This is a genomic window from Lysinibacillus xylanilyticus (genome assembly GCF_001183605.1).
Classification (GTDB): Bacteria; Bacillota; Bacilli; order Bacillales_A; family Planococcaceae; genus Lysinibacillus; species Lysinibacillus xylanilyticus.
In genome coordinates this window covers 213,992-226,005 of record NZ_LFXJ01000008.1, presented here as the reverse complement: position 1 = coordinate 226,005, position 12,014 = coordinate 213,992, and the positions used below count along the sequence as shown (strand labels likewise).

The window sequence follows — 12,014 nt, the reverse complement described above, 5'->3', positions numbered from 1 at the left end:
ATTATATATAAAGCGCTTTTTCTAAATTAAATTCATCATGTAATACATTTGCTGCATGGATCATTTCGTCCTGAGGTACAACGACAGACACTTTTATTTCAGACGTACTTACCATTTTTACAGAGATATCTTCACGACGTAGACGATCAAACATTCGAGCAGCTACCCCTGGATGTGATGCCATTGCTGATCCAATGATGGAAACCTTTGCTAAACCAATTTCAAAATCAGCAAAACTAAACCCTAGTGATAATTTGCTATCTTCTAGAACACGTAATGCTTCAGCGAACTCTTCTTTTAAAATGGTAAATGATACAGTCGGCTTTAAGCCATCAATTATTGCTTGTACGATTATATCGACGTTTATGCGATTTTCTGCAAGTATTGTGAACATATCTGCTAACGAAGCATTAGAATAAGCATCATAACCAACCGTTAAGCGAATAACGTCTGACTCATAGGCAACACCACGTACAATTAAATTTTTTTCCATTTCAACTTCCTCCTTCAATAAAGTACCTACTGTATCTATTTCGCTCGACCGAATAACAACTGGGATTTGAAACTTTTTTGCTAACTCTACAGCTCTCGGGTGTAAAACTTGTGACCCTAAGTTTGATAGCTCTAGCATCTCATCATAGGAAATTTCTTTTAGCTTCTGTGCTCCAACAACACGGCTTGGATCAGCTGTGTAGACTCCATCCACATTCGTGTAAACATCTACGCGCTCCGCCTTTAACTTTGCTGCAATAGCTATAGCCGAGGTTTCTGCCCCGCCTTTACCAAGCGTCGTAATATTCCGTGAATTATCGATACCCTGTTCCCCTGCAACGATTACAATTTTCCCCTGTTTAAAATGCTTTTCTATTTGACTAGCATCAAGCTCATCAATGCGGGCATTGCTGTACATATCATCGGTTTGAATACCTGCTTGCCAGCCTGTTAATGACACTGCATCATATCCTTCTTCCTGCAAAGCAATTGCCACTAACGTACTTGATAAGTGTGAGGTTGTTGAAAATAGTGCGTCTAGTTCACGCTTAGATGCATTGTCTGATAAATCACGAGCCATTTTTGCTAATTCTTTAGCCATCCCCCTCATAGATGTAGTGACAACGACAACCTCAAAACCTCTTTCCTTTTCTGCAATCGCCTTTTTCGCAACATTTTGAATATGTTCTGTTGATGCTAATGCAGCACCACCAAATTTCATCACAATTCTCGCCATCTTTATCATTCTCCTTCGCATTCAATCATTCCACTGATTATGAAGTAGCTATACTTTTGCAGCAAAATCAAAGTGACACTTACACTCACTTTGATTTGCTCCATTTTTTAACATCTCCTCTCAGGTAGGGTTAACTGCCCTGAAAAAGTTTGTCTCTAGAAAGCAAAAAAGGCAGCTCTCACATAACGTGAAAGCTGCCTATAACATGTACAATAAAAGTAACTTGCGCATGTGTGATAGCTCTCCGAAACGTTTAGATTCGACAGTCTTACATCTCTTAAATGTAAAACCAGCACAGCATCGGAAACAACGACGCTCCACTTCGGCAAGCTCCCCTTTCATACATTTTCACTGGACTTGTTCGCCCTCGAATGTACTACTCTTGAACCTTGCACCTCTATCATCACTTAATAGTGATTGTATATAATTGAACCTTAGTGAAGAAATTTCCATTTTAATATGTAGAAACTACTAAAAAACTAAGGTGCCGAATATAACATTGCTATATTGCAGAGCAATGTTATATTCACCTTAGCATACGTCTAATCCTTTGACAATGTGTCTTTTTGAAAATCAATTTCGCCTTGGCTTAATTGTTGTTGCTGTCGCTTCGCTTTCGCACAGTTAAAGCCTTGTTGCTGTCGCTTCGCTTTCGCACAGTTAAAGCCTTGTTGCTGTCGCTTCGCTTTCGCACAGTTAAATTGCCACAGGACGTGGCGTTCTTGGACTGAGTTCATCTATTTCAGTAGGTGTTTGTACATCCACCGAAAAGGAATTCCATCTGCATTTCTCAGCATCTTTAGAGATGGGAGTCTTCTACTGAATGAAAATAATCATAGATATTGCTAGCTAGATTAGCTGGCATTCCGGCTTCCTGTAATGCCTGCATACTTGCCTCACGAATTTTTTTGACAGAGCCAAAATGCTTGAGTAATTGTTGTTTTCTCTTTGGACCAATGCCCTCTATATTATCGAGGACAGATTGTATAGCATGCTTCTCGTGCTGCTGTCGTAAGAAGGTAATAGCAAAGCGGTGCACTTCGTCCTGAATTCGTTGTAGTAAGTAGAATCCATCGCTTGTACGCTTTAACGCAATTACTTCAGGTGGATCGCCAAATAGAAGCTGTGACGTATTATGCTTTTCATCTTTTGCTAATCCGGCAATCGGAATGACAAGGCCGAGCTCATCCTCTAATACTTCACGTGCGACTTCCATTTGCCCTTTCCCACCATCAATCAGTACTAAATCTGGTAAAGGTAGACCATCTTTTAAAACGCGTGTGTATCGACGACGTATTACTTCCTGCATTGCCCCGTAATCATCGTGCTTGGCGGCGGTACGTGTTTTGTATTTTCGATACTCCTTCTTTGCAGGTTTTCCATCGATAAATACAACCATTGCAGATACAGCATCTGTCCCATGCATATGACTATTATCGAAAGCCTCAATCCGTAAAGGCGTAGAAATGCTCATAGCTTCACCGAGCGCCTCACATGCTCCTATTGTGCGTTCTTCTTGACGTTCAATAAGCTGGAACTTCGCTGCTACAGCAATTTCAGCATTTTTTGTCGCTAATTCAACTAACTCTTTTTTTTGCCCACGTTTTGGTGTCAATACCTTAACTTCCAGTAATTCCGTTAAAATTTCTGCATCAATGGTTTGTGGGATAAAAATCTCCTTAGGCTTAATGTGCTCTAGCTTATCGTAAAATCGTCCAACGAACGTTAAAAATTCCTCTTCTGCCTCTTGATAAATCGGGAAAATCGAGACATCTCGCTCAATGAGCTTTCCTTGACGAACAAAGAAAACTTGAACACACATCCAGCCCTTCTCGATGGCATAGCCAAATACATCGCGGTTAGTTGTATCACTTGAGACGATTTTTTGCTTTTGCATGACTGTATCGATATGTGCAATTTGATCACGAAATTCCTTTGCACGCTCAAACTCTAAATTTTCTGCGGCCGCTAGCATTTTTACCTCTAGCTCCTTTTTGACTTCCTCAACCCCACCATTTAAAAACTTTGTCATATCCTCAATCATATCGTGGTAAATTTCAGCATCAATATCCTTGACACAAGGAGCTAGACATTGCCCCATATGATAATACAAACAAACCTTGGTAGGGAGTTGTACACATTTTCGAAGAGGATATAAACGATCTAGCAGCTTTTTCGTCTCACTTGCGGCATACGCATTCGGATATGGACCAAAATATTTTGCCTTATCCTTTTTCACTTTTCGTGTTGTAATAAGGCGCGGGTGTTTTTCATTTGTAATTTTCAAATACGGATAGGTTTTATCATCCGTCAGCATAACATTGTACTTCGGATCATGTAGTTTTATAAGATTAAGCTCTAAAATTAAAGCTTCAATATTGGAAGATGTCACAATGTACTCAAAATCTTCTATTTCACCTACAAGCCTCTGTGTTTTCCCTTCATGCGAACCAGTAAAATACGAGCGTACTCGATTTTTCAGCACTTTTGCTTTCCCGACATAAATAATAGTTCCTTGTCGATCTTTCATCAAATAGCAGCCAGGCTGATCTGGTAAAATTTCAAGCTTTCGTTTTATTAAATCATTCATCGCCTACCTGCCCCCATTTTCTTAAAATAGCGTTAGCTTTTTCTCTATATTATATAACGAAAAAAAAGCCAAGCACATCTTATTGATGGCTTGACTCTTTTTTTCTTACAGGATCAATTATGCCTCGGCATAATTGCGTCCGGAATCGGCTTTGTGCTTAGGCCTGCTGGATGCAGGTCAGTTAACCGTTATCGCATGGATGCGATGATTTTAGGTTAACATCCTTTAAGAACTCCTTTCCGATTCCGTGACATCCGCCGGAGGTTTTAACTTCTTTCAGCGGGTGTTTGGACACCCCTGAAAAGTAGCTTAAATTCGCATTCATCTCCCATCTGTAGAGGTGGGAGACTTGTGCTGAAAGAAGTTAAGCTTGTTTTGCGATAAACGCTTCTAACGCTTCTTTTGGTTGGAAACCAACTGTTTTATCTACTAATTCACCGTCTTTGAATAATAGTAATGATGGGATAGACATAATTTGGTATTCTGCTGCAGTACCTTGGTTGTTATCTACATCTACTTTTACAATTTTAGCCGCACTACCTGCAGCATCCATTTCTTCAAGAACTGGTCCAATCATTTTACAAGGTCCGCACCAAGCAGCCCAAAAGTCTACTAGTACTAACCCTTCTTTAATATCGTCTTGGAAAGTTGCATCTGTTGCATGTACAATTGCCATTTGAAATCCTCCTTAAACTTACTATGTTTGTAGTATATCATGGATAAATTCTCTTGAGCGAACAATCTGCCTACTATGCAAAATTTATGAAAAATAAGGTCGAAGAAGGCATTATTTTGATTTGCGTTTTAGCTTAATTTTCATGATAACGACCTTTGAAGACATACGTTAACGTAATAAAAAGATAAATAGCTAATGTAATACCTGTTACGATAATCGATGTTGTAAAAATAATTCCAATTAGGATTGCACTTAACGCAATAATAGCGAACCAAGTTGTATAAGGGAACCATTTCACTGCATAGGCACTTGTTTTTTCCGGCTGTATTTTACGCGATTTCAGATGGGCAATCGCAATAATTAGCCAAATAAATAACACAGTATATCCAAGTGAACCCATTAGGAAATCAAATGTTTTGCTCCCCGCAAATAAAGAAAATATTACAGCTATATATAAAGCAAAAGTACACATTAATATAGAATATACTGGAACTTTCCTTTTTGATAAATGTGCAAAGATTTTAGGAACACGCCCGTCTACAGCTTGTGTGTACAAAACTCGTGATGAACCATAAAGCCCCGAGTTCATTGATGAAATAATTGCGAGTATAACAACAGCGTTCATAATATGGTCAGCACCTGGAATTCCAATCATTTTAAAGACCATCACAAACGGGCTTTCTGGCACCCCGTTTACTTCATTCCAAGGAATTAAGCTAACGATAATAAAGAAAGGAACTAAATAAAAAGTCACAATACGTACTAATGTACTGCGGACAGCTTTTGGCACTACTTTCTCAGGATTTTTCGTTTCAGCTAATGTAATACCAATAATTTCAGTACCACCATAAGAGTAAATAACTACAAGCATTGCAGCAACCAATCCCATCGATCCGTTCGGGAAGAAACCACCATGCTCCGTTAAATTAGAAAAACCAACAGCTGTATGATTACCAAAAGTAACAAGCAATAAAATTAATCCGGCTATGATGAACACCACAATTACGGTAATTTTAATTAACGCAAGCCAATATTCTGTTTCAGCAAAAACTTTCACCGATAATAAATTAATAGCTGTAACTAACACCGAAACAGATAATGCAAGTATCCAAATCGGGTAATCTGGCAACCAATATTGAATAAAAATGGCCGCAACTATAGATTCTGCAGCAATATTTAACACCCACATTTTCCAATAGATCCAATCTAGGAAATAAGCTGGATACTTTCCTAAAACAGCTTGCACTAAATCTCTAAATGTTCTGGCCTCGCTATTACGGACTGCCATCTCTGCTAAACCTTGCATAACAAATAGCAGGATGATCCCACCAATTAAGTACGCAATAAGTACTGACGGCCCTGCCATATCAATAGCTGCACTACTTCCTTTAAATAACCCTGCACCAATGGCACCACCTAAAGCCATCATCGTAATATGCCGTGAGGTCATCGTTCTTTTTAATCTCTGATTGTCGTTTTCCATTTTCCTTACCTCCTAAAATGAACAAATGCGCTAAAGCACTCTTTTACATCCGACAAGCGCTGGAGAGCCCAAAGCAAAAGTAAACGCTCCTCCACTTTTGCCCGAGGGATCGAAGCGACCTCGAGTATGTAGCGCTTTAGCCTAGACGAAAAAAAGGCATATCGTCTGTTCCTTCATTATCGAATGAAAGAAGAGACGATATGCCATAAGCAAACCGCGGTACCACTCTAATTGGTTCTTTAAGAACCCAGCTTAAAAACCTAATAACGAAGGTTAACCGTCCAACAAATAGAATATTCTGCAAATTCTATTTATCTTACCGCTCATAGGCAAGTTCAAAGTCTTATTGGACTGCGTCGCACCAACCCGCAGCTCTCTTTACCAAATAATGAGCTTTTACTACTCCTAATCTTTGCGTTTCTTTTGAAGAATTAAATTAATATTCATCACTATACGTTCTAAAATTAATTATGTCAACATTTTATTTTGCGATAACTTTAAAAAATCAAAAAATTAGAACATAAAAAGACGGGGAAGACTCATCCTCCCCGCGACAAAACAAATATTAATTTCGCCTTGGCGTAATTGTGTCCGGAATTTGAATTGTGCCCGCACAATTCAAATTCCGGACATCTGCCAGAGGCTTTATCTTCATTCAGCAAATTTGCTGAATGAAGATAATTTAATTAGGCATTCACTTTTAATGCTTTAAATTCTTCGATTAAAAGAGGTACTACCTCAAATAAATCACCTACGATACCGTAGTCAGCAACTTTGAAAATATTTGCTTCTGGATCTTTATTAATCGCAACGATTACTTTTGAGTTTGACATACCAGCTAAGTGCTGAATTGCTCCAGAAATACCTGCTGCGATGTAAAGGTCTGGTGTTACTACTTTACCTGTTTGACCGATTTGAAGTGAGTAGTCACAATATTCAGCATCACATGCACCACGTGAAGCACCAACTGCACCACCAAGTAAATCCGCTAGCTCTTTTAATGGTTCAAAGCCTTCCTCAGATTTTACGCCACGGCCACCCGCTACAACTACTTTCGCCTCAGAAAGATCGACACCCTCTGAAGATTTACGTACTACCTCTTTAATGATTGTACGAAGGTTTGTAATATCTACAGTAATAGAAGAGATGTCACCTGATTTACCGGCTACTTTTTCTAATGGAGCAATATTATTTGGACGAACTGAAGCTAAAACCAAACCGTCTTTTACTTTAACTTTTTCAAAAGCTTTACCAGAGTAAATTGGACGGATGAATACAACATCATCGCCAGCACCTTCAATTGACGTTACATCAGATACAAGACCTGCTTGTAATTTACTTGCAATTTTTGGTGATAAATCTTTACCGTTTGCAGTATGACCAAATACGATACCAGTTGGTTTTTCTTCCTCAATTACTGCTAATAAAGCTTGACCATAGCCATCAGATGTATATTGTTTTAAATGTGGATGCTCCACCGTTACAACACGGTCTGCACCATATTCAAATAATGGACTTGTTAAGTCTGCTACAGTATCCCCTAAAAGAACACCAACAACCTCACCACCATCTGCGATTTGCTTTGCAGCTGCAATTGCTTCGAAAGAAACATTACGTAAGCTTCCTTCGCGAACTTCACCTAATACTAATACTTTTTTTGACATAGTATATTCCCTCCGTTACCCTTTAAGATTCGATTTGTGTCATCAGATGACTTAAACTACTTTCGCCTCTGTATGCAGTAGGTTTACTAGCTCTTTTACTTGAGCAGAAAGTTCGCCTTCAAGAATACGACCTGCTGCCTTTTGAGCTGGTAAGAAAATATCGACTGTTTCTACCTTAACCTCTACATCATCTTCATCGATATCTAAATCATCTAGCTCAAGTTCTGCAAGCGGTTTCTTCTTCGCTTTCATGATTCCTGGTAAAGATGGGTAACGTGGCTCATTTAAACCTTGCTGAGCTGTTATTAAAAGTGGTAAAGATGTCTCGATAACTTCTGAATCACCTTCAATATCGCGTACAATTTTCGCAGATGTTCCGTCAATCTCAAGCTTTGTAATTGTTGTTACATAGTTAATACCTAGTAAATCTGCAACACGAGGTCCTACTTGACCAGAGCCTCCGTCAATTGCAACGTTTCCTGTTAAAATTAAATCAGCATCTTTATCTTTTAAATATTCAGCCAAAATATATGCTGCTGCATTTTGATCCAGTTCATCTAGATCGTCTTCTGTATTAATAAGAACTGCCTCATCTGCTCCCATTGCAAGAGCTGTGCGCAATTGCTTCTCTGTATCTTCGCCACCAATTGACACAACTGTCACTTTACCGCCAGCAGCGTCACGTACTTGGATTGCCTCTTCAATTGCATATTCATCGTAAGGATTTATGATGAACTCAGCGCCATCCTCTTGGATTTTACCACCCGACACAACAATTTTTTCTTCTGTATCAAACGTACGTTTAATTAATGCAAAAATATTCATATATCCATACCTCCTGCAACGTTTTTTATTTCTAAGTAAACTTATAAATATTATATATTTTCAGTGTCGATAACGTCGATAACACTCTTTCAAGTCGCTATCGACACTGATGGAATATTATTTGCCAGTAAACACAGGCTCGCGTTTTTCAATAAATGCTTGAATTCCCTCTTTTGCATCTTCCGATACGAATACTGTGCCAAAGGATTTTGCTTCTACCTCAATACCTTCATAAAACGAAGCAGGCTTAGCATATTGCAATGTTTGAATAGCTGCTTTTAAAGCAACCGGGCTCTTCTTCGCAATTTTCTTCGCTACCTTTAGCGTTTCTTCCAATAATGCTTCATCTGTAAATGCACGATTCGCTAAACCCCATTGTACAGCTTCTGCACCAGAAATCGGCTCACTTGTAAACATCATTTCTGCAGCTTTTGCAACCCCTACATATCGTGGTAGACGTTGTGTACCTCCGAAACCTGGAATAAGACCTAATTGTAATTCAGGTAGTCCTAATTTCGCAGATTCTGTCACAAAGCGCAGATGACAGCTCATCGCTAATTCAAGGCCCCCGCCTAGTGCAGCACCATGAATTGCAGCAATGATAGGTTTAGAGAACGATTCAACTCGCTCAAAAACTTGTTGACCCGTGCTCGCTAGCTTTGAAAATTCATCACCAGATGTAACCTCTGTAAATTCTTTAATGTCTGCACCAGCTGAGAAGAAACGACCTTCGCCATGAAGTACAAGGACACGTACAGTGTCATCATTTTCTACTTCATCTAGCACAGCATTTACTTCAGCAATAATTCCGCGAGATAATGCATTTGCTGGCGGGCGTGCAATTGTGATAATCGCTACTCCATCCTCTGCTTTCCAACTTAGAAATTCCATTTCTCCACATCCTTTTAAGCTTTAATTCCGTTCAAGATTAATGCCTGAACTTTTGGAACCTGTTCTATCAAATCATATCGATATTCATTCATGACCCACGATGTAATGGTTTCGTCAATTGTTCCAAATACCATTTGACGCGCCAAGCGTACATCCATCGTTTGATTGAACTCACCTGACAGCATACCCTCGATTAAAATTTGATCAAGTAATTGTAAATACTCTCTTAACACCGAATTAATCTTTAGTCGTAAATCTTTATTCGATTGTCGTAGTTCCAATTGTGTGACGGTTGCTAGGTATCGATCTGTCGCTAGAACATTAAAATGATTTTCAATCATTCGTGAAAGTTTGTCCTTAGACGTACTTCCATTTTCTATTATATCTTGTAATGACTCTACAAAAACAGCCATTTTTTCATTAAAGACAGAAATTAATATATCTTCTTTATTTTTAAAATATAAATAGATTGTTCCGTCGGCCACCCCTGCCTGTTTAGCAATCTTCGATACCTGTGCTTGGTGATACCCATTTTCTGCAATAACTATGACAGCTGCATCAATAATCTGCTTATATTTTGGCTTATCACGTTTCACTTTTATATCACCACCTAAAAAAACTTGCACACGTCTTAATTCATGCTTAATACATGATGTCATCCTTCAATGAACAGCCATTTCAAACTGAATTATTGTTAAGGATATGACGTGGTAAACTAAAAAAATATGAAAATATGAATGGTCATTCATTCATATTTTCATATTATAATTTACATCTTTGCTTGTCAATACTTTATCACGTATTTATTTCGCTTCTTTATTCACCAATTTTGTTTTTTCTTCATCAACTAATGCGCGACGCAAAATTTTTCCAACAGCTGTTTTCGGTAGCTCATCTCTAAACTCATAATAACGAGGAACTTTGAAAGCAGCTAAGTTTTGACGACAATATTTATTTAATTCGTCTTCTGTAATCGAAAATCCTTCTTTTAAAACAATATAAGCTTTTACTGTTTCTCCACGATAGGGGTCAGGTATACCCGCAACTATACATTCTTGAATTTCCTCGCGCTCGTATAATACTTCCTCTACCTCACGAGGGTAAATATTAAAACCACCTGCGATAATAATATCTTTTTTACGGTCAACTACATAGAAATAGCCTTCCTCGTCCATATAGCCAAGGTCACCTGTTAAAAACCAACCATCTACGAATGTTGCTGCTGTATCCTCAGGGCGATTCCAATAGCCTTTCATAACCTGTGGACCCTTTACAGCTATTTCACCAACCTCACCGACTGGAAGTTCCTCAGCATCCCCTGTACGCAAAATTATTGAATCCGTATTTGGCCAAGGTAAACCAATCGAGCCCATGACACGCTTACCCCAAATTGGTGTTGCATGTGTGACAGGAGAAGTCTCTGTCAATCCAAATCCTTCTACAAGTTTCCCCCCTGTTACCGCTTCAAATCTCTCCTGCACTTCTACTGGCAATGAAGCGGATCCACTTAAGCATGCTTTTATGGACGATAAGTCGTACTTTGCAATATCAGGGTGATTTAATAAACCAATATATAAAGTCGGTGCACCTGGGAATAGTGTTGGTTTTTGCTTATCAATCGTTTTCAATGCTGTCTCTGCATCAAATTTTGGTAATAACACCATTTTATTTTCCGTGAATACGGATAATAAAATAACAGCCGTCATACCATAAACATGGAAGAATGGCAGTATGCCCATAATGGTTTCCTCACCATGTACACATTTATACATCCACGCATCACACATTGTTGTATTAGCAATTAAGTTTTTATGGGTCAACATCACACCCTTAGGAAAGCCAGTCGTTCCACCGGTATATTGAAGCAGTGCTATGTCCTCTTCAAAATCAAATGGAATATCAATCATTTTGATAGGCGAAGAGCGCATAATTTCTGTAAACAAATGATTTTGACCACTATGTTCAACCTTTACACTAAAACCGTACTGCTTTTTTTGAATATAGGGATAAACCAAATTTTTAGGGAATGGTAAATAATCTTTAATAGCCGTGACAATTACATTTTCAAGTGCCGTTTCTTTTATGATTTTCATAACACGTGGATACAAAATATCCATCAATAAAATAACTTTCGCACCTGAATCAGCCATTTGATATTGAAGTTCACGCTCAGTATAAAGTGGATTTGTTTGTACGACAATCGCTCCAGCATACATTGCCCCGTAGTAAGCGATTACACTTTGCGGAGAGTTTGGCAGCATAATAGCTACTCGATCTCCCTTCTCTACTCCAAGAGCTTGTAAATAGTTTGCGAACCTTAGCGCTGACTCATATAACTCAGTGTACGTCAAATCCTTTCCCATAAAATGAATCGCAACTTTAGATGGATTCTTTTTATAGGCACGTGTCAAAAACTCTTGCACAGGAATTTCCTCAAACGTTAAAGACGATGGTATTTCTTCAGGATAATTTTTTAGCCATGGTTTTGTTGTCATACGTCCTCTCCCCTTTGTCCCAAACTTTGTAAACTCTTATTTTAATTATAATGAAAAAGAATTACTCTTTCAAACACTAAAATAGAAAATAAATGTATTTTCGATTAATTATTATGCATTTAACAACATTTATATAACTACATTCCTCAAGGTTTTGGATCG

At 38.4% G+C, this 12,014-nt stretch carries 10 protein-coding genes, 1 riboswitch and 1 other annotated feature; all 10 genes read right to left on the bottom strand.

Annotated features, from left to right (window positions below; all coding sequences use genetic code 11):
- Window position 1 precedes the first annotated feature (1 nt).
- Window positions 2-1,228 (bottom strand): aspartate kinase, encoded by a 1,227-nt coding sequence (locus ACZ11_RS16200; RefSeq protein ID WP_049667567.1) that lies wholly within the window; start codon window positions 1,226-1,228, stop codon window positions 2-4.
- Between the two features lie 229 nt (window positions 1,229-1,457).
- Window positions 1,458-1,636, bottom strand: a riboswitch (Lysine riboswitch).
- Window positions 1,637-1,770: 134 nt separating this feature from the next.
- Window positions 1,771-1,965, bottom strand: coding sequence for a hypothetical protein (locus ACZ11_RS16195; RefSeq protein WP_049667566.1), 195 nt, complete (start codon window positions 1,963-1,965; stop codon window positions 1,771-1,773).
- 62 nt (window positions 1,966-2,027) lie between these two features.
- A complete protein-coding gene (gene uvrC / locus ACZ11_RS16190; RefSeq protein WP_049667565.1) occupies window positions 2,028-3,818 on the bottom strand; it encodes an excinuclease ABC subunit UvrC in 1,791 nt (596 codons plus the stop codon).
- 364 nt (window positions 3,819-4,182) lie between these two features.
- Window positions 4,183-4,494: a thioredoxin gene (gene trxA / locus ACZ11_RS16185; RefSeq protein WP_049667564.1), complete on the bottom strand. Its 312-nt coding sequence runs from the start codon at window positions 4,492-4,494 to the stop codon at window positions 4,183-4,185.
- A 133-nt stretch (window positions 4,495-4,627) separates the two neighbouring features.
- Window positions 4,628-5,977 carry an amino acid permease gene (locus ACZ11_RS16180; RefSeq protein WP_049667563.1) on the bottom strand — a complete coding sequence of 450 codons (1,350 nt, stop codon included), beginning with the start codon at window positions 5,975-5,977 and terminating at the stop codon, window positions 4,628-4,630.
- A 188-nt stretch (window positions 5,978-6,165) separates the two neighbouring features.
- Window positions 6,166-6,399, bottom strand: a binding site (T-box leader).
- Window positions 6,400-6,663: 264 nt separating this feature from the next.
- Complete coding sequence (locus ACZ11_RS16175; RefSeq protein ID WP_049667562.1) at window positions 6,664-7,641, bottom strand: electron transfer flavoprotein subunit alpha/FixB family protein; 978 nt, start codon at window positions 7,639-7,641, stop codon at window positions 6,664-6,666.
- A gap of 51 nt (window positions 7,642-7,692) precedes the next feature.
- A complete protein-coding gene (locus ACZ11_RS16170; RefSeq protein ID WP_049667561.1) occupies window positions 7,693-8,466 on the bottom strand; it encodes an electron transfer flavoprotein subunit beta/FixA family protein in 774 nt (257 codons plus the stop codon).
- Window positions 8,467-8,583: 117 nt separating this feature from the next.
- Window positions 8,584-9,357 carry an enoyl-CoA hydratase gene (locus tag ACZ11_RS16165; protein WP_049667560.1) on the bottom strand — a complete coding sequence of 258 codons (774 nt, stop codon included), beginning with the start codon at window positions 9,355-9,357 and terminating at the stop codon, window positions 8,584-8,586.
- Window positions 9,358-9,371: 14 nt separating this feature from the next.
- On the bottom strand, window positions 9,372-9,953 hold the full coding sequence (locus ACZ11_RS16160; RefSeq protein WP_049667778.1) for a TetR/AcrR family transcriptional regulator: 582 nt from the start codon (window positions 9,951-9,953) through the stop codon (window positions 9,372-9,374).
- 207 nt (window positions 9,954-10,160) lie between these two features.
- Window positions 10,161-11,852 carry an AMP-binding protein gene (locus ACZ11_RS16155; RefSeq protein WP_049667559.1) on the bottom strand — a complete coding sequence of 564 codons (1,692 nt, stop codon included), beginning with the start codon at window positions 11,850-11,852 and terminating at the stop codon, window positions 10,161-10,163.
- Window positions 11,853-12,014: the final 162 nt, after the last annotated feature.

Coding starts and splice junctions, on each gene's coding strand:
- ACZ11_RS16155 (WP_049667559.1), bottom strand. CDS start 11,852: ATGACAACAAAACCATGGCTAAAAAATTATCCTGAAGAAATACCATCG.
- ACZ11_RS16175 (WP_049667562.1), bottom strand. CDS start 7,641: ATGTCAAAAAAAGTATTAGTATTAGGTGAAGTTCGCGAAGGAAGCTTA.
- ACZ11_RS16165 (WP_049667560.1), bottom strand. CDS start 9,357: ATGGAATTTCTAAGTTGGAAAGCAGAGGATGGAGTAGCGATTATCACA.
- ACZ11_RS16200 (WP_049667567.1), bottom strand. CDS start 1,228: ATGGCGAGAATTGTGATGAAATTTGGTGGTGCTGCATTAGCATCAACA.
- trxA (WP_049667564.1), bottom strand. CDS start 4,494: ATGGCAATTGTACATGCAACAGATGCAACTTTCCAAGACGATATTAAA.
- ACZ11_RS16180 (WP_049667563.1), bottom strand. CDS start 5,977: ATGGAAAACGACAATCAGAGATTAAAAAGAACGATGACCTCACGGCAT.
- uvrC (WP_049667565.1), bottom strand. CDS start 3,818: ATGAATGATTTAATAAAACGAAAGCTTGAAATTTTACCAGATCAGCCT.
- ACZ11_RS16195 (WP_049667566.1), bottom strand. CDS start 1,965: ATGAACTCAGTCCAAGAACGCCACGTCCTGTGGCAATTTAACTGTGCG.
- ACZ11_RS16170 (WP_049667561.1), bottom strand. CDS start 8,466: ATGAATATTTTTGCATTAATTAAACGTACGTTTGATACAGAAGAAAAA.